The sequence below is a fragment of the Variovorax sp. KK3 genome, assembly GCF_001984055.1.
Lineage (GTDB): Bacteria > Pseudomonadota > Gammaproteobacteria > Burkholderiales > Burkholderiaceae_C > Variovorax.
In genome coordinates this window covers 15,687-38,240 of sequence record NZ_LYVO01000042.1, presented here as the reverse complement: position 1 = coordinate 38,240, position 22,554 = coordinate 15,687, and the positions used below count along the sequence as shown (strand labels likewise).

The window sequence follows — 22,554 nt, the reverse complement described above, 5'->3', positions numbered from 1 at the left end:
AGCGTTGGCGTCAGTCGCCCAGCAGCTCGCCGATGGGCTGCAGGTCTTCCACGCGGTCGCAGATGGCCTTGACGACCATCATGATCGGAATGCCCAGCAGCAGGCCCCAGATGCCCCAGAGCCAGCCCCAGAAGATCACGCCGACGAACACGGCGACCGGGTTCATGCGGCTGGTGCGGCTGGTGAGCCAGGGCACCAGCAGGTTGCCCACCAGCGTGTGGATCAGCAGCGAGCTGCCGCCGACCAGCAAGGCCATTTCGATGGTGCTGAACTGCAGGAAGGCGACCAGCCCCGCAGCCGCCATCACGATCACCGAGCCGATGTAGGGGATGAGGTTGGTCACGGCCGCGACGATGCCCCACACCGCGGCGTTCTCGAGCCCGATGGCCCAGAAGGTCAGGCCAGTGGCCACCCCGACGAGCGCACTGGTGAGGATCTGCACCAGCAGGTAGCGCTCGATGTGCTGCGTGATGTCGTCCAGCACGTGCACCGTGATCTTCTTCTTCTGCAGGCTGGGGCCGGTGATCTTCACGAGCTTGCGCCTGAAGGTGTCGCCCGTGCCGAGCGCGAAGTAGGTCAGGAACGCCACGAGCGTCAGCTGCCCCGCCGCGCCGAGCAAGCCGACCGTGCCGCTCCACAGGTAGTCGCGCACGTTGAAGGGCTGGCGCTCGATAACCACGCGCGCCACGCCGCGTTGCGAGGCGACCCGGGCCGAGTTCTCGTTGGCCGCCTGCTCCAGCTGCGCGGCCGCCTTCTGCACGGTGTCGAGCGCGCTCGGGTCGCTGGCGCGGCTGCCGCTGCGCATGGCGACGCGCAACTTCTGCGCCGCCACCGGCAGCGAGTCGAGCAGTTCCGAGGCGCTGCCCGACAGCTTGTAGCCGGTCCAGCCGAAGCCTCCGCCAATGGCCAGCAGGATCAGGCCGGCGCCGATCCAGCGCGAGATGCGCCATTTCTCGAGCGTTCCGACCAGCGGCTCCAACGCATAGGTCAGCAGCAGGCTCAGCATCAGCGGCACGAACACCGCCTTGGCCCAATGCAGCATGAAGATCACGCCCAGCACGCTGAGCACGACCAGCGCGACGCTGCGGACGTCGACCGGCATGTGCAGCAGCACGCGTTCGGGCTCCATCGCCTCGGCGGCAGCGGCGGCTGCGGCGGCCGCCACCGTCTTTTCCTGCTCGGGTGTCAGGGGTGGCGCGGCCGGTGCCTCGGTCGACGGAGAAGCGGGCGCTGCTCCGGTAGCAGATGCAGGTGGGGGTGCAGCTGAAGCCGCGGCGGGCTGCGGAGGGTCATCGTTCATCGGGGTTCCTTGAGCACCTCTCGCACGGCCGGCAACTGGCGGCGGGACACCACCACCGGCTCCGGAATGCCGTCGAGCCGAAGCGCCCAACCCTCCGCGTCTTCGCCGTCGTCGTACTTTTCGAGAGCACGGATGGCCTGGCGCGCCACCAGCGCGTTGCGGTGCACGCGCACGAAGCGCGCAGGGTAGCGCTCCTCCAGTTCGGCCAGCGAGCCGTCGTAGATGTGGCTGCGTGCCGCGGTGCGAACCGTGAGGTATTTGAATTCGGACTTGAGATAGAGCACCTCCGACACCAGCACCCGCTCCGTGCGGCCGCGGTCCTGGATCAATAGCACGTCCTGTGGGGCGTCCGGTGTCGGAATTCGCCGATCGCGCAGAAAGCGCTCGGCTTTTTGCAGCGCCTGCTGCAGCCGCTCGGCCCGCACCGGCTTGGTCAGGTAGTCGACCGCCTCCAGTTCGAAGGCCGTGACGGCATGTGCCGCATGCGCGGTGACGAATACCACGGCCGGCGCGCTGCCGCGCTCGCGCAGCCTGCGCGTCAGCTCGATGCCGTCGAGCCCCGGCATGTGGATGTCGAGCAGCACCAGGTCGACGTCGGTCGTGAGCAGCCGCGCCAGCGCGTCGGCGCCGTTCGCGGCCTCGGCCACCACCTCCGCTCCGGGTGTTCGGCAGTCCGACAACAGCGTGCGAAGACGCGAGCGGGCCAAGGTTTCGTCGTCGACGATCAGGGTTCTGAGAAGGCTCATATTTCCGCAGGAATCGCGATGCGCACGCGGTAGGTGTCCTGGTCCAGGCCGGCGCTGAACTGCGCCTGCACGTCGTGCAGCAAGCGCAGCCGGTCGCGCACGTTGCCCAAGGCGATGCCGTGGCCGCGCGGCAGCGGCTCGTCGGCCCAGCGCAGCGGCGGCAGGCTGTTGAGCACCTCGATCACCACCATGCTGCCGCGCCGCTCGGTGCGGATGCGGATCTTCGCGCCGTCGGGGCTGGGCTCTACGCCGTGCTTGACGGCGTTCTCCACCAGGGGTTGCAGCAAGAGCGCAGGCAGGCGTGCGCCATTGGCCGCGGGGTCGACGTCCCAGCGGATGCGCAGCCGCTCGCCGAAGCGCACCTGCTCGATGGCGAGGTAGCGCTCGGCCAGCGCGATCTCGTCGGCCAGCGTGACGGCCTCGCCCGCGTCGGCCAGAGCGCGGCGAAAGAGTTCGGCCAAGTCTTCCAGCATCGCTTCGGCCTTGGCCGGCTCGTCGCGCACCAGCGCGATGGCGCTGTTGAGCGTGTTGAAGAGAAAGTGCGGCCGGATGCGCGACTGCAGCTCTTCGAGCCGCGCCGTCATGGCAGCTGGCGTCTGGCCGCGCGCGCGCAACACGAGTGCCGCCATCAGCAGCGCCGCGAACATCGCGCCGGCCAGGGCGCTGGCGATCCACGGCGCGCTGCCCACCGCGCCCGTCAAGCGCAGCAGGCCGCAGCCGTAGAGCGCCGAGAGCGACCCCAGCAGCGCGCCGGCGCCGTACTGCGCGCTGCGCGGCAGACGGCCCAGCAGCTTCTTGAGTCCGCAGGCCGCCAGCAGCCACAGCAGCACGGCCGGCAATGCGCCGCCAGTCACGGTGGCCATCAGCATCAACCACTCGGCCGGCGTGGACGCCAGGAACAGCGTGGCGACCGCCACCACCGCCTCGACGAAGATCACCGCACGCAGCACCACGCCGATATGGCAGGCATCGAAGAGCGCGGCACCGGCGCGTGCGGACGCGGTCGCGCGGGAGCGCGACGCGGCGGTCGGTGCAGGGGTGGTCGATAAAATCGATGGGCTTCGCATCAAGAAGACATCGGGTGCAAACCCATTATTGCCTCCCAACCGGTTCACACCCCATGACCCACAACCAACTCGACAAGAAATCCGAAGCCTGGTCCGCGCTGTTTTCCGAGCCGATGAGCGACCTGGTGCAGCGCTACACCGCGAGCGTGTTCTTCGACAAGCGGCTGTGGCAGGCCGACATCCAGGGATCGCTGGCGCACGCGGCCATGCTCGCCCAGCAGGGCGTCATCGGCAAGGACGACCACGCCGCCATCGAGCGCGGCATGACGCAGATTCGCGGCGAGATCGAGTCCGGCAAGTTCGACTGGAAGCTCGAGCTCGAAGACGTGCACCTCAACATCGAGGCCCGGCTCACGCAACTGGTCGGCGATGCCGGCAAGCGGCTGCACACCGGCCGCAGCCGCAACGACCAGGTCGCCACCGACGTTCGGCTGTGGCTGCGCGGCGAAATCGACCTGATCGGCGGACTGCTGGTCGACCTGCAGAAGTCGCTGCTGGCCATCGCGCAGAAGAACGCCGAGGTCATCCTGCCCGGCTTCACCCACCTGCAGGTGGCGCAACCCGTGACCTTCGGACATCACATGCTGGCTTACGTCGAGATGTTCGCGCGCGACGCCGAGCGCATGACGGACGTGCGCCGGCGCGTCAACCGGCTGCCGCTGGGCGCCGCCGCGCTGGCCGGCACCAGCTACCCGCTCGACCGCGAACTGGTCGCACGCACGCTGGGCATGGACGGGGTGTGCGAGAACAGCCTCGACGCGGTGAGCGACCGCGACTTCGCGATCGAGTTCAGCGCCGCCGCCGCGCTGGCGATGGTGCACATCAGCCGCCTCAGCGAAGAACTGGTGCTGTGGACCAGCCAGGCCTTCGGCTTCATCGACATCGCCGACCGCTTCTGCACGGGCAGTTCGATCATGCCGCAGAAGAAGAACCCGGACGTGCCCGAACTGGCGCGTGGCAAGACCGGCCGCGTGGTGGGCCACCTGATGGGCCTCATCACGCTGATGAAGGGCCAGCCGCTGGCCTACAACAAGGACAACCAGGAAGACAAGGAGCCGCTGTTCGACACCGTCGACACGCTCAAGGACACGCTGCGCATCTTCGCGGAGATGGTGGGCGGCATCACCGTCAAGCCCGAGCCGATGGAAAACGCGGCACTGCGCGGCTACGCCACCGCCACCGACCTGGCCGACTACCTCGTGAAAAAGGGCCTGCCCTTCCGCGATGCGCACGAAACCGTCGCCCATGCGGTCAAGGCCGCCATCTCGCACAAGGTGGACCTGTCGGAGCTGCCGCTGGCCGTGCTGCAGACGTTCCACCCAAAGATCGAGAAGGACGTGTACGACGTGCTGAGCCTGCGCGGCTCGGTGCATGCGCGCAACGTGCTCGGCGGCACCGCCCCGGCCCAGGTCCGCAAGCAGATCGAACGCCACCGCGCGAGGCTCGCGTAGGCGCTTCGACACCCGTTCCGGGCCCCTGAGAACTATTTGGGGTTTACCCGGCATATGCCGTCAGGATTGTGGCGATTTGTAAAACTGTAGTGCTAAAGTTTGGCATTGCATTGCAGCAAAGTGCCCGGCAACCTGTGCTCCGAGTACCCACGTTGCCGCCCGAATCCATGGAACAACCCACCCTCGTCGTCGTCATCCTGACCTTCAATTCCGCCGCGATCATCCGGGAGACCGTGTCGCAGGCGAAGAAGGTCAGCCCGAACGTGTTCGTGGTGGACTCGTTTTCCAAGGACGACACCGTCGCCATCCTCGAAGAACTGGGCTGTACCGTGGTGCAGCGTGCCTTCTCCAATTACAGCGACCAGCGCAACTGGGCGATTTCGCAGCTCGAGGCACAGTTCGGCTGGCAGTTGCACCTGGACGCCGACGAGGTGCTCGACGCCCAATCGGTCGACGAGATCCGCACCTTGCTGGCCGGCCCGCGCAAGCACGAGGCATACATGTTGCGCCGGCGCGACTATTTCATGGGCAAGATGCTGCGTTTTTCGGGCGTCAACCCGTGGCACTTGCGGCTTTTCCGCTCCGGAGTGGGCCGCTGCGAGGCGCGGTTGTATGACCAGCACTTCATCGCAAGCGTCACGCCCGGCCGCATCGAAGGCTTCATGCACGACAAGAATTCGCAGCGTCTTACCGACTGGATCAACAGCCACAACCGCTGGAGCGATGCCGAGGCCAAGGAAAAGCTGGGCCCGCGCGTGGCGGCCGACAACGTTCTGCAGGCCAAACTGACGGGCGACGCGCGCGAGCGCACCCGGTTCATCAAGGAGATCTACTACAAGCTCCCGACCGGCCTGCGCTCGCTCAGCTATTTCATCTACCGCTATATCTTCCGCCTCGGCTTCCTCGACGGCACCACCGGCTTTTATTTCGCGTTCTTCCAGGCACTGTGGTTTCGCATGCTGGTCGACGCGAAGATGTACGAACAGCGCAGCGCCCAGCGGCTGAACTGAGGACCTGGCGACAGGGCCTCCCCACCGATTTCCCTATGGAGTGATCTCCCAGCATGCGGCAATACAACGAATCCAAGAAGGTCCTGGTCACCGGCGGCGCCGGCTTCCTCGGCAGCCACCTGTGCGACCGGCTGATCGAACAGGGCCACGACGTCCTCTGCGTCGACAACTTCTTCACCGGCACCAAGCGCAACGTCGAGCACCTGCTGGGCCATCCGCGCTTCGAGCTGATGCGCCACGACGTGACCTTTCCGCTCTACGTGGAGGTGGACGAGATCTTCAACCTGGCCTGCCCGGCCTCGCCGATCCACTACCAGCACGACCCGGTGCAGACCACCAAGACCAGCGTGCACGGCGCCATCAACATGCTGGGCCTGGCCAAGCGCGTGCGCGCCAAGATCCTGCAAGCCTCGACGAGTGAGGTCTACGGCGACCCCGAGATCCACCCGCAGGTCGAAGCGTACTGGGGCCGCGTGAATCCGATCGGCATCCGCAGTTGCTACGACGAAGGCAAGCGCTGCGCCGAAACGCTGTTCTTCGACTACCACCGCCAGCACAAGCTGCGCATCAAGGTCGTGCGCATCTTCAACACCTACGGCCCGCGCATGCACATGGCCGACGGCCGCGTGGTGTCGAACTTCATCGTCCAGGCGCTCAAGGGCCAGGACATCACCATCTACGGCGACGGGCAGCAGACGCGCAGCTTCTGCTACGTCGACGACCTGGTCGAAGCCATGCTGCGCATGATGAACACCGGCGACGAGGTCCCCGGCCCCATCAACATCGGCAACCCGGGCGAGTTCTCCATGCTGGAGCTGGCCAACAAGGTCATCGAGATCACCGGCTCCAAGAGCAAGCTGGTGCGCCAGCCGCTGCCGGCGGACGACCCCAAGCAGCGCCGCCCCGACATCAGCCTGGCACAGAAAGAGCTTGGGGGCTGGGCACCGCAGACCCAGCTCGACGAAGGCCTGAAGAAGACCATCGCCTATTTCGACGGGCTGCTCACCGAATCCACCGCAGGCTGAACGCATGAACATCACCATCATCGGCACGGGCTACGTCGGCCTGGTCACCGGCGCCTGCCTCGCCGACATCGGCAACAACGTGCTCTGCGCGGACGTGGATTCGCGCAAGATCGACATGCTGAAGGCGGGGGGCATCCCCATCTACGAACCCGGCCTGAGCGACGTGGTCGAGTCCAACGCGGCGGCGCGCCGTCTCGACTTCACGACCGACATCGAAGCCTCGGTGGCGCACGGCGACGTGCAGTTCATCGCCGTGGGCACGCCGCCCGACGAAGACGGCAGCGCCGACCTGCAGTACGTGCTGGCCGCCGCGCGCAACATCGGCCGGTACATGGAAGGCTTCAAGGTCGTGGTCGACAAGTCGACCGTGCCGGTGGGCACGGCCGACAAGGTCGCGGCTGCCATCCAGGAAGAGCTCGACACGCGCGGCCGCGCCGACCTGCGCTTCTCGGTCATCAGCAACCCCGAGTTCCTGAAGGAAGGCGCGGCGGTCGAAGACTTCATGCGGCCCGACCGCATCGTCATCGGCTACAAGGACGACGAACCCGGCCGCGAGGCGCTGGGCTGGATGCGCAAGCTCTACGCCCCCTTCAACCGCAACCACGAACGCACCCGCGTCATGGACGTGCGCTCGGCCGAATTCACCAAGTACGCGGCCAACGCGATGCTCGCCACTCGCATCAGCTTCATGAACGAGCTGGCCAACCTGGCCGACCGCGTGGGCGCCGACATCGAATCGGTGCGCCAGGGCATCGGCTCGGACCCGCGCATCGGCTACAGCTTTCTGTACGCGGGCACGGGCTACGGCGGCAGCTGCTTCCCCAAGGACATCCAGGCCCTCACCCGCATCGCCCGCGACAACGGGCAGAACCTGCGCGTGCTCGAGTCGGTCGAGGCGGTCAACGAAGACCAAAAACGCGTCCTGACCAACAAGGTGCTGGCGCGCTTCGGCGACAAGCTCGAAGGACGCACCTTCGCGCTCTGGGGCCTGGCCTTCAAGCCCAACACCGACGACATGCGCGAGGCGCCCAGCCGCGTGATCATCGACGCGCTGCTGCGTGCCGGCGCGAAGGTGGTGGCGCACGACCCGATCGCCGTCGAAGAGACCCAGCGCGTGCTGGCGCTCGACTTCGCCGATGCGCCCGGGCTGCTCGAACGCATGAGCTATTCCTCGGCCAAGGACCCGCTCGAAGTGCTGGCCAACGCCGATGCGCTGATCATCGTCACCGAGTGGAAGGCCTACCGCAGCCCCAACCTCGAACGCCTCAAGGCGCTGATGAAGACGCCGGTGATCTTCGACGGCCGCAACCTTTACGAGCCGGGCTCGATGAAGGACTCGGGCGTGGTCTACCAGGGCATCGGCCGCAACAGCGCCTGAGGGCGGCCGCCCGCCGCCAGGCCGCGTGTTCTACGCGATACCGCTCGAAAACCGCCCCAGCTGGCGTAATCCGCCCTGGGTGACGCTGTTGCTGGTCCTCGCGAACATGCTGGTGTTCTGGGGTCCGCAGCGCGCCGAAGAAAAAGCGCGGGAACGCGCGGCGCAGTTCTACGCGAAGAGCAGCCTGCCGACGCTGGAACTGCCTGCTTTCGTCGACTGGTTGCAGGACAAGCGCTCGCCGCATGCAACGGCCGCCCGTCGCATGCTGGCGCGCGGCCAGGTCGAGCCCTTGCTCGAAGCGCTGCAGCAGCACCAGGCTTTCCAGCGACGGCTGCATGCCGATGCGGTGATCGGGCCCACGCATCCGCAGTACGCGACATGGAAGCGCGACCGCCAGGACTACGAAAGCCGCCTGCCCGCGCCCTTCACCACCCGCTGGTCGCAAGACCACGACAAGGATGCCGAGTCCAAGCCCTGGACCTGGATCACGTCGGCCTTCCTGCACGGCAGCACCGGACATCTGCTGGGCAACATGCTTTTTCTCTTCCTGTTCGGCTTTTCGGTGGAGCTGGCGCTGGGGCGCAGCCTGTACCTCGGCTTCTACCTGCTGGGTGCGGTCGGCGCCTCGGTGCTGGCGGCCTGGGCCTATGCGGGCCAGGGCGGCTACGGGCTGGGCGCCTCGGGTGCGGTGTCGGCCTTGATGGGCATGTATGCGGTGATGTACCGGCTGCGGCGCATCCGCTTCTTCTACCAGCTGTTTTTCTATTTCAACTACGTCACCGCGCCGGCGCTGATCCTGCTGCCGGCGTGGATCGTCAACGAGCTGCTGCAGCACCTGCTGGGCGGACAGGGCATTGCCTACATGGCCCACCTGGGCGGGCTGCTGACCGGAGCGCTGCTGATGGCGGTGGCGATGCGTCATCGCCAGCTGCGGCTGCCCGAAGCGCCGGCCGAGCACGCGCCCGACGCCTTCGCGCAGCACGTGGCTGCGGCGCGGCGGCTGGCGAGCGCGATGAAATTCGAGGAGGCGTGCGGCCAGTGGCGCGCCGCCGCTGCGCTGCGACCCGACGACGCCGAGACGCTGCGCGCCTGGTTCAACACCGCCAGGCTCTGGCCCGACGGCGAGGACTTCCACCGTGCGGCGCGGCGGATCTTCCGCCTGAAGCCACAAGACTCGGCCACGCTGGAACTGCAGCACGCCAGCTACAAGACCTACCTCGACCAGGCCAAACCTGGCGCCCGGCTTCGGCCCGAGGACATGGCGCAGCTGGCGCGACGCTTCACGCGTGCGCAGCAGTTCTCGGATGCCGAACGTCTGTGCCAGGCCTTGATGAAGACGGCGCCGGAGCATCCGGACCTTGCTGAAACCTTGTCGATGTGCGCGGGCGGCCTGATGCAGGCGGGCCGGCGCGATCAGGCCATGCACTGGCTGCCACATTTGTTGAAGCTGGCGCCGGATGCGATGGTCACGCGCATGCTTCAAAAGGCGTAAGGACTTTTATTCCCTCCCCCAGATGGAGAGGGAGCAAGACCCAACGCCCCTGCGCAGGTCAACCTTGCGGCACTTCGCGCAGCAACCAGCGCACTTCCTGCGTCTGCTCGCTGGCCGGATAGCGCGTTTCGAGCGTCGTCAAAATCGGCTGCGCCATGTCGCGCCGACCGAGCCCCTGCACCAGCACGCGCGCTGCAAGTTCATAGGCTTGAGGAATCGCGGCATGCCCCCGAAAGCGCTTGTCGAAACCCCGCAGCAGGGCCAGCGCAGCCTTCGCCTCGCCATTGCGCCATTCGGCACGAGCGAGTGCGATGGTCCCCGCCGCATCGTCGAGTGCGAAGGCGTTGTCCTTCTCGCGGCAGGCGTTGTAGACCTTCAGAGCTTCGGCGTTGAGGTCGCGCGCCAGCAGCAGGCCGATCAGCACGTGCGCATGCGACAGCAGCGTCGCGGTCTTGTCCGGCACCAGCAGCAGCACTCGGTGATAGCGCCGGTGGGCCGCCAGGTCTTCGGGCTGCGTGCGCTGGTCTTCATAGGCCAGGTCGAGCGCACCGGCCACGTCGCCGTCGGTCACCATCTGCGCGACCAGGGCGTCGGTGTGCTGCTGCGCGATCTGCGCGGGCGTACGGGTGTCGAGCTCGCGCTGGTCGGCCCCGGCGCCTGGCAGCAGGTCAATGCCCAGGGCAACGTGGTTCTGGTACATCACGTAGCCCAGCAGACTGGCCATGACCCAGCCGAAGTAGATCATCACGAGGTTGAAGGCCGGCAGCGCGATCCAGCCCCGGGCCAGCGGCAGCAGCATGACGATGGCGAGCTGTGCGCCTGAATTCAACAGGAACAGGAAGAAGCACAGCAGCACGTAGGGCCAGCCGATGGCGCGCATGGTCTCCCACACCACCGCAGGATTCAGCGACTGCCAGAAGCTGCCCGACTGCACCAGCACCATGGTGGTGGCCGGCAGCGTGAAGGACAGCACGAGCAGCGCGACATAGCCCAAGGCCGGATTCCACGCGCCGATGAAGCCGCCCACCACGCCCTGAAGCAGCAGCAGACCGAACAGCTTCCAGGGCAGGTTCGTCCACTCTTCGTCGAGCATGCGCGGGAAGTCGGCGGCACGCACGATGCCGCGCGAGCCGAGCGCCATCACCTTGAAGCCGTATCGACTGGCCGCCAGCACGATGCCCAGTTCCACCAGCAGCAGCATCAGCACCTGCGGCAGGAAGAAGAACAGGTGGATCAGCAGGCTCGATGCAGCCAGCAGCAGCGCGTAGACCAGCGGCTGGCGCTGGAAGGGAAAAGCGAAGAAGGTGTTCAGGCGATGCCAGAACGGGCGAGGCGCAGGACTTCCAGGCTCTTGCATGAACGCTCCTAGGAGGAGCGCGCAGTATAGGTTTCAGGATGTTGCACGGCAGCATGCAGCGGGCACGCCCGCGACGCGCCGCCGTGCAGCATGCCTCACATCGGGCGGTAGAAGATGTAGTCGGCCTGGTACTTCACCACTTGCTTCTGGCCCATCGACGATGCGCCGCAGGCCATGGCAGGTGCCGTGCCGCCGCGGGTGGCGACGCGCTGGATGTAGCTCACGCCGGTCATCGAGCCATTGCCCATCGCCGGGTTGGCCTTGACCAGCTGATAGGGAATGTTGCCGGTGCCGTTGGGTGCAACTGCGACCTGCGCGCCAGTCAGCTTCGAGCCGTCCATGCTTTCCCAGGTGGCGGGCGGCCCCCAGTACTTGCCGACCTGCTTGCCGGCACGGTCCATCAGCTTGGCATCGGGACCGACGAACACCCATTCGTGCTGGCCAGCCGCATCGGCCTTGGCGCGGCATTCGTAAGTGATGTCGCCTGCGCCGACGGTCTCCATCACCACGCGATGACCCGTGGGCACCTTGACGGGATCGGGAAGGCTGGCCTGCGAGTACGCCATGGGCTGGTTCATGCCCATGCCGGAACAGGCGGCGAGGCTGGCTGCGGCGGCGATGACGCCGAGAGTGCGGAGTGACATGGTTCTGTCCTTTCGGTTTGCTTCGTTGACGTAAGAAGGCGGACGCTGTTGTTCGCGGATTGGCGGCCTCCATAGTTGCTACGCGCCGCGATCGCGAACGGATTCAACTTTTTTCGGCCGTTGAATCCGCCTGCGCTTTCAGGCCGTACCGCCTATGTGATGAACGATGCTCCACAATTCGCGCATGTCCGCAACCAGCCACGATGCCGAATTGGCCGCCTTGATCGACCGAGTCGGCCGTCGGGACGAGACCGCACTGCGCCTGCTCTACGACCGAGCCTCTCCCAAACTCTTCGGCCTGGCGATGAAAGTGCTGCGCCAGCGCGAATGGGCCGAGGACGTTTTACAGGAAGCCTTTCTCACGATCTGGCGCGTGGCCGGCGACTACCGCACCACGCTGAGCCCGCCAATGGCGTGGATGGGGCTGATCGTGCGCAGCCGTGCGCTCGACCTCCTGCGACGCCGCACCGCCGACCGCGCCCAGCTCACGCAGGAATTCGACGAGCTGATGGCCGACACCTTCGAATCCGACGCCGCCAATCCGATGGACACGGCCGATGCCAGCGAGCAGGCCTGGGCGCTGCACCAGTGTTTGAGCCAGCTCGAGAGCCGGCAGCGCGAGGTGCTGAGCCTGGCCTACCTGCGCGAGCTCAGCCACGGCGAGCTGGCCGAGCAGCTCAAGCTGCCGCTGGGCACGGTCAAGACCTGGATCCGGCGCGGGCTGGACAAGCTGCGCGGCTGCATGCAGCGATTTGCGTGAGAGAGGCATTGTCATGAATCTCCACGCCCACCCCGAACTGCTCGAGCTGCTGGCCGCCAGCCATGCGCTCGGCACCCTGCGCGGCGGCGCCCGCCGGCGCTTCGAGTCGCTGGCGCGCGAGCAGGCACCCGTGCGTGCCGCGGCGCTGGTCTGGCAGAGCCGCCTGGCCAGCATGGCCGAGCTGCAATCGTCCGTGACACCCGACCCGGCCGTGTGGACGCGCATCCGCAACATGATCGCCGCCGAGCAGGAGCAGGACGCGATCGCGCGCCAGCGTACGACGGCCACACCTTTGCCGGCCGCGGGCGCCTCACCAGCCCCGGGGCCCGGCGGCTGGCTGCGTAGCCTGGCGCTGTGGCGCGGTGCGGCGGCCGCCGGCGCGCTCGCCACCGTCATCGCGACAGTGGTCGGATTCCAGCTCGTCGAACAGTTGCGCAACGCGCCGGCCGTGCAATACGTGGCCGTGCTGTCGGACGACCAGGCCGCGGCCTCGATGCTGGTGACCTTCGATCCGAAAAAACGACAGCTCTCGCTGCAGCGCGTGGGCGGCTACCGCGAAGGCGAGGACAAGTCGCTGCAACTCTGGGCCCTGCCGCCCGGCGGTGCGCCACGGTCGCTCGGCGTGCTGGGCCGCGATGCCGCGCTGCGCCTGCCGGCACAGGAAGGCGACGTGCGCGCGGTGCCGGCGCTGGCGGTCAGCCTCGAGCCCCTCGGCGGTGTGCCCAGCGAGCGCGGCCCGACCGGGCCGGTGCTGTTCAAGGGCGCCCTGATCGAAAAGACCCTCTAGCCTCTCAGCCTGTGCCGGGCACAGCTGATATGGTGCGAAGGCTTATCCGTCGAACTTCGTGCCCGTGATGAATCCCGCTTTCGCCGCCAAGGCGCTACGCCAGGCCCTGCTGCCGATCACGCTGCTTTTCGCGGCATGCGCGTCGCAGGCCGAGCCCTACGGCGGCGACAGCGTGCCCTCCCCGACCTACCTGGCGGCACAGGCGCGTTGGCGCAGCGAGCTCGCGGCCTTCGATGCCGCCGACCGGCGGCAATGGCCCAGCGAAGGCGGGGTGGTGTTCGTCGGCAGCTCCACCATTCGCTTCTGGACCCGGCTGGCGCAGGACTTCCCGCAGCTGCCGGTGGTCATCAACCGCGGCTTCGGCGGCTCGACCATGGCCGACTCGAGCTACTTCGCGCGCGAACTGGTGCTGCGCTACAAACCGCGCCACGTGCTGGTCTACGCCGGCGACAACGACCTGGCCGAAGGCCGCTCGCCGATCCAGATCCTCGAGAGCTTCGCGCAGTTCGCCAGCACCGTGCGCGCCGAGCTGCCGGACACGCGCATCAGCTACATCTCGATCAAGCCCAGTCCCTCGCGCGAGAAGCTGATCCCGCTGGCCCGCGAGGCCAACGACATCATCGCGGCTTACCTGCGACGGCTGCCCAACAGCGAATACATCGACGTGTTCGCGCCGATGATGGGCGCGGACGGGCGGCCGCGGGCCGAGCTCTTCCTGCGCGACCAGCTGCACCTGAATGACGAGGGCTATCGCCTGTGGCGCTCGGTGATCGGTGCGCGCCTTGCGCAGCCGAGTACTCAGACGGAGCTGTCGACCGCCCCGGTGTCGCGGTAGCGGCCCTTGGGCGGCCGACTGTCCCACCACTGCGTGGCGCGCGAAACGCCGTACAGCCACGCGAACACCACGCCGAGCAACAGCACGTCGCCCCACCAGGGCCGCGCGGTCTGGCTGTCGCCATAGAAGGCCAGCACGAGCAGCACCGCTACCAGGTGCGCGCAGAAGACCGGCAGCGAGGCCGAGCCCATGCCTTCGAGCCAGTGCAGGCGCGGAATGCGCCGCATGAGCCCCGGCCCGAAGTGCACCGCGACGATGCCCAGCACCACCAGGTTGACGAGGCGCAGCGGGCCGAGCTGCCACTTGTCGAACAGCATGTTCAGCTCTTCGTCGCCGCCGAACGGGGCCTGGCCGTTGATGCCGTGGTGGCGCCACCAGATGCCGTAGATAGCCAGCGCGACGGCGAGTGCGACGAGCCAGCGCGGAAAGCGAAAAGGCTCGGCGTCCGGTGCATGCCGGCTGGCGCCCAGCCACAGCCCCGCGAACCACAGGAACTGCCAGGCGAAGGCATTGAAGGCGCCCATCTCGTGAAAGGGCACCGGCAGGTGCAGGTACTGCGCGGCCAGCGCGTATAGCCATTCGCTGAAGCCGAATTGGGCGAGCGCCCAGAAGACGGCGCTCGTCACCATCACGCCCATCCACCCGTGGCGCAGCGCGAAGGCCAGCACCCAGGGACTCATGAGCATGAAGAAGATGTACATCGGCAGGATGTCCAGCAGCGCCGGCTCGTACACCAGCAGCAGCGAATAGACGAAGCCCTCGACCGGGCTGGCCAGGTAGAAAGACAGCAGGTTCTTCACCGCGGGCTGATCGATGCGCAGGCCGACCTGCGTGATGATGGTGAAGAGGAACAGCAGGGTCGCCGCCTGCGCCAGGTAGACCTTGAGCGCGCGCCGCCAGAAGCCGCGCCGCATCGCGTCCACACCCTGGCGGTCGCTGATGCGGGTGTAAACCAGGCCCGCGACGAAAGCCGAAAGCAGCACGAAGCCCTCGGCTGCCGATACGAAGCCGAAGGGCTGGCCCAGCGGATCGGTGAAGCGCGTGGGCAGGTGGGTGAAAGTCATCAGCACGAGCATCAGCCCGCGCAGTGCGTCGATTTCCCAGTAGCGCTTCATCGGAACTCGGCCGCCGGCATCGACGGCAGCGGGGCCGTCGAATGGCGGGTACTCATCGCAAGTGCTTCCCGCGCTAACCGAGCTTGCGGATCGCGTCGATCACGACCTCGCTGTAGCCCTTCCAGGTGTAGCCGGCCGCATGCTGCACGGCGGCTTCGCTCATGGCCGGCAGCGCCTGGCGGTTCTGGTTGAACCAGGCCAGCTTCTCGGCGATCTTCTCGGGCGAGCGGATCGGCACCAGGAAGCCGGTCTTGCCTTCGATGACCAGGTCATCGCCGCCGGTGTTGGGCGTGATGACGATCGGCAGGCCCTGGCTCATGGCCTCCTGCATCACCAGCGCGCGACCCTCGTAGAGCGAAGGCAGGCAGAACACGTCGCAGCTGCGCATCAGCGCCAGCACCTCGGCGTGAGGGCGGCCCTTCTCGTGCGTGAAGCCGGCGTACTGGCCGCGATAGAAGTCGAGGTCCGCCAGCGGCGAGCCCATGACCACCAGTTCGATGTTCTCGCCCTTGAGCAGGTGCATGGCCTGGAACAGGTCGCCCAGGCCCTTGCGCTGGCCCATCGAGCCGACGAAAAGCACGCGCAGCGGCTTCGACGGGTCGACCACCTTCGGCGGCGGCGGCGTGGCCGACACCGGCGAGCCGAAGGGCGACAGCACCCGCGCCTTGTTGGCGGCCCACGACGGAAGCGACTCCGCCACGAACCGGCTGGCCACCACCACGAGGTCGGCGAGCTCCAGCTCCTGCGCCTTGCGCTCGAGCTTGGCGGGCGAGTCGGACATGCCGCCGCCCAAGGCCTGGCGCCAGGCCGGCAGGCGCTCGACTTCTTCTTCCATCAGCTTGCGGCCGACTTCCCAGTAAGAGATGGGCAGGTCGTACACGCACTTGACGCCCAGCGGCCGGGCCGCCTTGAAGGTGTCGAGCGCCGAGTCTTCGTAGGTGTAGACGGCGCCCAGGTCGCACGGCCGGTGCAGGCGCTGCAGCGCGCGCGCGGTGAAGCGGTCGAAGTCCTGCAGCACGCCGTCGATGGAGGCGAAGCCGGTCTCGTGGCGCAGCCAGTAGTCCCAGCCGACCCGCGAGCAGATCGCCCGCGTGAGTTCGCGCAAGGGGTGCTGAAGAATTTTCTCGCGGGGGATGTTGAAGCGGCGCCGCAACAGGTCGCGGCTCAGGCCTTGCGGCACCAGTTTGAGGGCCGGGTTGTCGGGCGCCACTGCCAGCGTGGTGGTGAAGCGCGCGAGCATGCCGGCGGCCTCCAGTCCATCGAGCATGGCGCGCACGTTCTGGTTGCCCGCGGGATGGCTGAACAGCACTTTCATATCGATCGATCATAGTTGACGGCTATAGCGCGCCCGCCTGATCCCGTACTGCCGCACGGACTTGCGCTACGCTCGCGCCCCGAAGGAGAAGTCTGTTGAAAACGAGAACCAGAATGACGGTGCAGGCCTTCGTGGCCGCGGCCCTGGCCATGGGCGCGATGGGTGCGCAGGCCCTGCAGATCACCAGCCTCACGCCGCAAGGCGAAGTCTCCCGGGTGCGCCAGGTGGTCGCGAAATTCGACCAGGCGGCCGTCACTTTCGGCGATCCGAAGGCGCCGCCGCCGCTCGCGGTGAACTGCACCGATGCCCAGGCCGGCAAGGGCACGGGCCGCTGGACGGCCGACAAGCAATGGGTCTGGGACTTCGAGAACGACCTGCCGCCGGGCGTGCGCTGCACGGTGACGCGGATCGCGGCCTTCAAATCGGCCGCGGGCGCCGAACTCACCGGGCCGGAGCGCTACCAGTTCTCCAGCGGCGGCCCCTTCGTGCGCAACTGGCAGCCGAGCTACGGCCGGATCGACGAGGAACAGCAGTTCATGCTGGAACTGAACGGCCCGGCCACGCTGGAGAGCGTGCGCGGCAACGTCTGGTGCCAGGCCGACGGCGTGGGCGAGCGCATTCCCGTGAAGCTGGTCGAAGGCGAGCAGCGCCAGGCCTTGCTCAAGGCCTTCGGCCGCGATCGCGAGGCCGAGAAGACGCCGCTGCGCTTCGTCACCCTGCAGTGCAACCGGCGGCTGACGCCGGGCGGGCGCCTGCAGCTGGTGTACGGCAAGGGCGTGGCGACGCCGTCGGGCGTGGCCAATTCGGTCGAGCGGCGCCTGAGCTTCCAGGTGCGCGAGCCTTTTGCCGTGTCATTTACCTGCGAGCGGGAGAACGCGCAGTCGGCCTGCCTGCCGCTCAAGCCGATGGTGCTGCAGTTCAACGCGCCGGTGGCGCGCAAGCTTGCCGCACAGATCGAACTCAAAGGCGGCGGCAAGAGCATCAAGCCGAAATTCGACGACGCCGGCGCGGCGAAGGACGACGATGCGGTCGTCGACTCGGTCAACTTTGCGCCGCCGTTCGCCGAGCAGACACCCTTCACGATCGAGCTGCCCGCGAAGTTCGAGGATGCCTCGGGCCGCCCCCTGGCCGCGCCGGACAGCTTTCCGCTCAAGGTGTCCACCGGCGCCATGCCCCCGCTGGCGAAGTTCGCAGCGTCGCCCTTCGGCGTGGTCGAGCGGCTGGCCGAACCCGGCGGCACGGCGATGATGCCGGTGACGGTGCGGCGCGTGGAGCCGGCGTTGCAGGTGCAGGCATTGACGCCCGGCAAGGTGAGCGACCTCAACCCGAAAACCGACGCCGAAATCATCGACTGGTTCCGCAAGGTCCGACGCTACGACAGCAACTTCACGATGGCGCGCACGCAGGCGTCGCGCGACGTCAAGGGCGCGCTGCCGAAGGTCATCGACAAGGACGAACGCGAACGCATCCAGACCCGCATGGTCTCGCTGCTCGGCGGACAGGCCGGCGTGAAGTCGCTGGACATGCCGAAGGCCGAAGGCGGCGACCCGAGGCCGTTCGAGGTGATCGGCATTCCGCTGACGCCGGGCTTCCACGTGCTCGAGATCGCATCGCAAAAGCTCGGCGACGCGCTGCTCGACGAGCGCTATGGCAACGGCCGCACGATGTACGTGCGCACCACGGCGCTGGCCACCAACCTGGCCGTGCATTTCAAGCTGGGCCGCGAGAACGCGCTGGCCTGGGTCACGACGCTGGACAAGGGCAAGGTGGTGCCGAACGCGGCGGTGCGCGTCTCGGACTGCAGCGGCAAGGAGGTCGCCACCGGCACCACCGATGCGCGCGGCCTGGTGCAGCTGGCCGGCATCTCGGCCAGCCCGCCGAGTTGCTCCAGCGAAGAGGACTACAGCGGCGACGCCTACTTCGTCAGCGCCCGCGCGAAGGACGAGCAGGGCGTCGAGGACCTGGCCTTCACCTGGAGCGACTGGCAGCGCGGCATCGAGCCCTGGCGCTTCAACGTGCCGACCAGCATGGAGCCCGAGCCCGACCGCGTGGCCCACACCGTGCTCGACCGCACGCTGCTGCGCGCCGGCGAGACGGTGTCGATGAAGCACCTGATCCGCACCCAGACGCGCGAGGGCTTCGGCATTCCACAGACGCTGCCCGACACCCTGGTGCTGACGCACGTCGGCAGCGGCCAGCAGTTCACCCAGCCGCTGCAGTGGCGCAAGACCGCGACCGGCGGCCAGAGCGGTGAAAACACCTTCGCCATTCCGCCCGCGGCCAAGCTCGGGGTCTACCAGGTCGAACTACGCAACGGCAAGGAGGGCAGCGCCGACGCCGAAGAAGGCGGCATGCGCAGCTACAGCACGGGCCAGTTCCGCGTCGAGGAGTTCCGGCTGCCGGTGCTCGAAGGCCGCATCACGCCGGTCGACAAGAAGCCGCTGGTGGCCGCGACGTCGCTGCCCACCGACGTGCAGGTCAACTACGTGGCCGGCGGCGGAGCGGCCAACCTGCCGGTGCGGGTGACGGCGGCGGTGCGGGCCAAGGGCCTGAACTTTCCCGACTTCGACGCCTTCAGCTTCTCCGCGCCGCGCGCGGACGGCCAGGCCGCGGCCGATGCCGACGAATCGGAGTCGGCATCGCAAGACCTGCGCGTGATCGCCGACAAGCTGCCGCTGACGCTCAACAAGGACGGCGCCGGCCGGCTCACCATCGAGAAGATCCCGCTGGCCAAGTCCACGCCGCGCGAGCTGCTGCTCGAAGCCACGTATGCCGACCCGAACGGCGAGGTGCAGACCCTCCGCGGCGTGCAAACGCTCTGGCCGGCGGCCGTGATCGCAGGCGTCAAGACCGAGAGTTGGGTCTCGACCAGCCAGAAGCTCAAGTTCCAGGCCCTGGCACTCGACCTGGCCGGCAAGCCGCAGGAAGGTGTGACGCTCAACGTGCGCGCCGTCGCGCGCATCACCACCACCAGCCGCAAGCGCATGGTGGGCGGCTTCTACACTTACGACAACAAGACCGACGTGAAAGAGATTGGCACCGTCTGCAGCGGCAAGAGCGATGCACGCGGCCTGCTGCTGTGCGAGGCCGAACTCAAGGAAGCCGGCCAGGTCGAGCTGATCGCCAGCGCCACCGACAAGGACGGCCGCGACAGCCGCGCGTCGAGCACGGTGTACGTCACGCGCCAGGGCGAACTCTGGTTCGGCGGCGAGGACCACGACCGCATCGACGTGCTGCCCGAGAAGAAGAACTACCAGCCCGGCGAGACCGCGCGGTTCCAGGTGCGCAGCCCCTTCCGCTTCGCGACCGCGCTGGTGTCGGTGGAGCGCGAGGGCGTGATCGAGACGCAGGTCGTGCAGCTCGACGGCAAGGACCCAACGGTGACATTGCAGGTCAAGCCCGAGTGGGGCCCCAACGCCTACGTCAGCGTGCTCGCCCTGCGCGGCCGGCTGCGCGAAGTGCCCTGGTACAGCTTCTTCACCTGGGGCTTCAAGGCGCCGCGCGAGTGGTGGACCGCTTTCTGGTACGAAGGCAAGGAATACGTGGCACCGACCGCGCTGGTCGACCTGAGCAAGCCGGCCTACCGGCTGGGGCTGGCGGAGATCCGCGTCGGCACCCAGGCCCACCAGATCGACGTGAAGGTGGCGAGCGACAAGCCCAGCTACCCGGTGCGCGGCCAGGCGCTGGTCACCATCTCGGCCAAGCTGCCGGGCGGCAAGCCCGCGGCGGGCGCCGAAGTGGCTTTGGCCGCCGTCGACCAGGCCTTGCTGGAGCTGATGCCCAACGACAGCTGGAAGCTGCTGGAAGCCATGATGCAGCGGCGCAGCTGGGGGGTGTCGACCTCGACGGCGCAGATGGAGATCGTGGGCCGCCGGCACTACGGCCGCAAGGCGGTGCCGGCCGGCGGCGGCGGGGGCAAGGGCCAGACCCGCGAACTGCTCGACACCCTGCTGCTGTGGAAGCCGGCCGTGGTGCTCGACGCCAACGGGCAGGCGACGGTGACGGTGCCGCTCAACGATGCGCTCACCACTTTCCGCATCGTCGCCGTGGCCGATGCCGGCACCGGCCTGTTCGGCACGGGCCAGACCTCGATCCAGGCCACGCAGGACCTGCAGATCGTCAGCGGCCTGCCGCCGCTGGTGCGCGAGGACGACCAGTTCCGTGCGCAGATCACGCTCCGCAACACGACGCAGAAGCCGATGAAGGTGGAAGCCGCGCCACGCGCCACGCTGATGAAGCTCGACCCGCAGACGGTCGAGATTCCAGCGGGCGAGGCGCGCGAGCTCGCCTGGATGGTGACGGCACCGGCCCAGCTGGCGCAGACGCGGGCCGAGGCGATCCTGTGGGAGATCGAGGCGCGCGACACGGTCGGCGGCGCCCGCGACGCGCTCAAGGTGCGCCAGCGCATCGTGCCGGCGGTGCCGCTCACGGTGCAGCAGGCCACGCTGGTGCAGTTGGATGGGCCGTTCACGATCGACGTCGGGCCGCCGGCCGATGCCCTTCCTGGCCGCGGTGGCCTGAAGCTCTCGCTGCAGCCGCGACTGGCCGAGGGCCTGACCGGCGTGCGCGACTGGTTCGCCGCGTACCCTTACGCCTGCCTGGAGCAGAAGACCAGCAAGTCGATCGGCCTGCGCGATGGCAAGGCCTGGCAGGCGGTGGTGGCGCAATTGCCCAGCTACCTCGACGACGACGGCCTGGCCAACTACTTTCCGCCGCGCGACGGCGAAGCCAACCGTGGCAGCGACATCCTGACCGCGTACCTGCTGGCCGCCACCCACGAGGCGGCCGCGCTGGACCCGGCCTTCGCGCTGCCCGATGCAGCGCGAGCGCCGATGGAAGCCGGGCTGATCGCCTTCGTCGAGGGCCGCATCCAGCGCGAGTTCTGGAGCCCTCGCAAGGACCTGGACGTGCGCAAGCTCGCCGCGCTCGAAGCCCTGTCGCGCTACGGCAAGGCGCAGGGCCGGATGACCGGCAGCCTGACCATCGCGCCCAACCAGTGGCCGACCAGCGCGGTCATCGACTGGGTCAACGTGCTCAAGCGCGTGGCCGACGTGCCGCAACGCCAGCAGCGGCTGGAGGAAGCCAACAACGTGCTGAAGGCGCGCCTGAGCTACCAGGGCACGAAGCTGATCTTCAGCACCGAGCGCGACGACTACTGGTGGTGGCTGATGGCCAACGGCGACGTCAACACGGCGCGCCTGCTGCTGGCCGTGCTGGACGACCCGAGCTGGAAGGACGACATCGGAAAGCTCGCCAGCGGCTTCATCGGCCGCCAGCAAAAGGGCGCCTGGCTCACGACCACCGCCAACCTGTGGGGCGGCCTCGCACTCGAGAAGTTCTCGAAGCAATTCGAAAACACGCCGGTCACCGGCATCACCGCGGCCAGCCTGGGCAACACCAAGGCCCAGGTCGACTGGAGCAAGGTGGAGCGCATCAAGGCCAGCGACGCGGGCGGTGCGGCGCACCAGTCGACCACCTTCGGCGCACCCGCCGCGCCCGGCAACCTGCGGAACAACGGCATGTTCCTGCCCTGGCCAGCCGGCGCGCCTGCCGCGCGCGACACCTTGCTGGTCACGCAAAGCGGCAGCGGGCGGCCGTGGCTCACCTTGCAGTCCGTGGCCGCTGTGCAGCTGAAGGCACCCTTCGCGGCCGGCTATGCCATCAAGAAGACCATCACGCCGGTGGAACAGACGACCAAGGGCGTCTACACGCGCGGCGACGTCCTGCGGGTGAGCCTGGAAGTCAACGCCAGCGCCGACATGACCTGGGTCGCGATCACCGACCCGATTCCGGGCGGGGCGACCATCCTCGGCGGCGGCCTGAGCCGCGATTCGCAGGTGGCGACGCAAGGGGAAAAGCGTTCCGGCGCCGGCTGGCCGGCTTTCGAGGAGCGCAGCTTCGAGGCCTATCGCAGCTACTACGAGTACCTGCCCAAGGGCGTCGTGAAGATGGAATACACGGTGCGGCTGAGCAACGTGGGCGACTTCGCCCTGCCGCCCAGCCGTGTCGAAGCCCTCTACGCGCCGGAGATGTTCGGCGAATCGCCGAACGACCGCATCAAGGTGGAGGCGTCGAAATAGCCTTGCCGTGGCGGCCGCGATGCGCCGCCGCCACACCCGGGGGGCTCTCCTCTGGCGAACGAGGCATTTGCCTTGTTTGCGCCTAAACTGGCACCGCGTCGCGCGCTCGCGCACATGCCGGCGAATGGACCCGTTTTGTTTCGTTTCGACACGCCTTTCCGGCTGTAAACGCAAAATGCTGCGCGCTTCGGT

The 22,554-nt window shown here is 67.8% G+C and carries 16 protein-coding genes; 9 read left to right on the top strand and 7 right to left on the bottom strand.

Translation table 11 applies throughout. The features are described 5' to 3' along the window. Positions 1-10: 10 nt before the first annotated feature. Genes B0W80_RS19935 through B0W80_RS19925 form a run of 3 tightly spaced genes read right to left on the bottom strand, consistent with a single transcriptional unit; the run spans position 11 to position 3,113 of the window. Positions 11-1,300 carry an AI-2E family transporter gene (locus B0W80_RS19935; RefSeq protein ID WP_077000900.1) on the bottom strand — a complete coding sequence of 430 codons (1,290 nt, stop codon included), beginning with the start codon at positions 1,298-1,300 and terminating at the stop codon, positions 11-13. Further along, positions 1,297-2,046: a LytTR family DNA-binding domain-containing protein gene (locus B0W80_RS19930; RefSeq protein ID WP_077000899.1), complete on the bottom strand. Its 750-nt coding sequence runs from the start codon at positions 2,044-2,046 to the stop codon at positions 1,297-1,299. The genes B0W80_RS19935 and B0W80_RS19930 overlap by 4 nt, the downstream gene beginning before the upstream one ends. Beyond that, positions 2,043-3,113, bottom strand: coding sequence for a sensor histidine kinase (locus B0W80_RS19925; protein WP_077000898.1), 1,071 nt, complete (start codon positions 3,111-3,113; stop codon positions 2,043-2,045). Before B0W80_RS19925 ends, B0W80_RS19930 begins: the two co-directional genes overlap by 4 nt. Before the next feature lie 53 nt (positions 3,114-3,166). Here B0W80_RS19925 and argH point away from each other — a divergent pair, with 53 nt between their 5' ends. From argH to B0W80_RS19900, 5 genes are all read left to right on the top strand, one after another. Continuing rightward, a complete protein-coding gene (gene argH / locus B0W80_RS19920; protein WP_077000897.1) occupies positions 3,167-4,564 on the top strand; it encodes an argininosuccinate lyase in 1,398 nt (465 codons plus the stop codon). Positions 4,565-4,731: 167 nt separating this feature from the next. Continuing rightward, complete coding sequence (locus tag B0W80_RS19915; protein WP_077000896.1) at positions 4,732-5,574, top strand: glycosyltransferase family 2 protein; 843 nt, start codon at positions 4,732-4,734, stop codon at positions 5,572-5,574. 53 nt (positions 5,575-5,627) lie between these two features. Beyond that, the gene (locus tag B0W80_RS19910; RefSeq protein ID WP_077000895.1) at positions 5,628-6,599 is read left to right on the top strand and encodes a UDP-glucuronic acid decarboxylase family protein; all 972 of its coding nucleotides are present in this window, start codon (positions 5,628-5,630) and stop codon (positions 6,597-6,599) included. A gap of 4 nt (positions 6,600-6,603) precedes the next feature. Beyond that, the gene (locus B0W80_RS19905; protein ID WP_077000894.1) at positions 6,604-7,977 is read left to right on the top strand and encodes a UDP-glucose/GDP-mannose dehydrogenase family protein; all 1,374 of its coding nucleotides are present in this window, start codon (positions 6,604-6,606) and stop codon (positions 7,975-7,977) included. A gap of 25 nt (positions 7,978-8,002) precedes the next feature. Next, positions 8,003-9,469, top strand: coding sequence for a rhomboid family intramembrane serine protease (locus B0W80_RS19900; protein WP_077000893.1), 1,467 nt, complete (start codon positions 8,003-8,005; stop codon positions 9,467-9,469). A 58-nt stretch (positions 9,470-9,527) separates the two neighbouring features. Here B0W80_RS19900 and B0W80_RS19895 read toward each other — a convergent pair whose 3' ends face one another. Further along, positions 9,528-10,826: a tol-pal system YbgF family protein gene (locus tag B0W80_RS19895; RefSeq protein WP_077000892.1), complete on the bottom strand. Its 1,299-nt coding sequence runs from the start codon at positions 10,824-10,826 to the stop codon at positions 9,528-9,530. A 95-nt stretch (positions 10,827-10,921) separates the two neighbouring features. Further along, a complete protein-coding gene (locus tag B0W80_RS19890; protein WP_077000891.1) occupies positions 10,922-11,470 on the bottom strand; it encodes a DUF3455 domain-containing protein in 549 nt (182 codons plus the stop codon). 184 nt (positions 11,471-11,654) lie between these two features. Here B0W80_RS19890 and B0W80_RS19885 point away from each other — a divergent pair, with 184 nt between their 5' ends. The 3 genes from B0W80_RS19885 (at position 11,655) to B0W80_RS19875 (ending at position 13,852) form a co-directional block, all read left to right on the top strand. Further along, complete coding sequence (locus B0W80_RS19885; protein ID WP_179106979.1) at positions 11,655-12,230, top strand: RNA polymerase sigma factor; 576 nt, start codon at positions 11,655-11,657, stop codon at positions 12,228-12,230. 13 nt (positions 12,231-12,243) lie between these two features. Next, a complete protein-coding gene (locus B0W80_RS19880; protein WP_077000889.1) occupies positions 12,244-13,017 on the top strand; it encodes an anti-sigma factor domain-containing protein in 774 nt (257 codons plus the stop codon). 67 nt (positions 13,018-13,084) lie between these two features. Next, positions 13,085-13,852 (top strand): SGNH/GDSL hydrolase family protein, encoded by a 768-nt coding sequence (locus B0W80_RS19875; RefSeq protein ID WP_077000888.1) that lies wholly within the window; start codon positions 13,085-13,087, stop codon positions 13,850-13,852. Here B0W80_RS19875 and opgC read toward each other — a convergent pair. Together opgC and B0W80_RS19865 are read right to left on the bottom strand one after the other, a co-directional pair. Further along, positions 13,816-14,967: an OpgC domain-containing protein gene (opgC, locus tag B0W80_RS19870; protein ID WP_077000887.1), complete on the bottom strand. Its 1,152-nt coding sequence runs from the start codon at positions 14,965-14,967 to the stop codon at positions 13,816-13,818. The genes B0W80_RS19875 and opgC overlap by 37 nt on opposite strands. A 73-nt stretch (positions 14,968-15,040) precedes the next feature. Continuing rightward, positions 15,041-16,282: a glycosyltransferase family 4 protein gene (locus tag B0W80_RS19865; RefSeq protein WP_077000886.1), complete on the bottom strand. Its 1,242-nt coding sequence runs from the start codon at positions 16,280-16,282 to the stop codon at positions 15,041-15,043. Between the two features lie 113 nt (positions 16,283-16,395). Between B0W80_RS19865 and B0W80_RS19860 the strand changes: the two genes are divergently transcribed. Continuing rightward, positions 16,396-22,362 (top strand): MG2 domain-containing protein, encoded by a 5,967-nt coding sequence (locus tag B0W80_RS19860; protein ID WP_077000885.1) that lies wholly within the window; start codon positions 16,396-16,398, stop codon positions 22,360-22,362. The last annotated feature ends 192 nt before the right edge of the window (positions 22,363-22,554 follow it).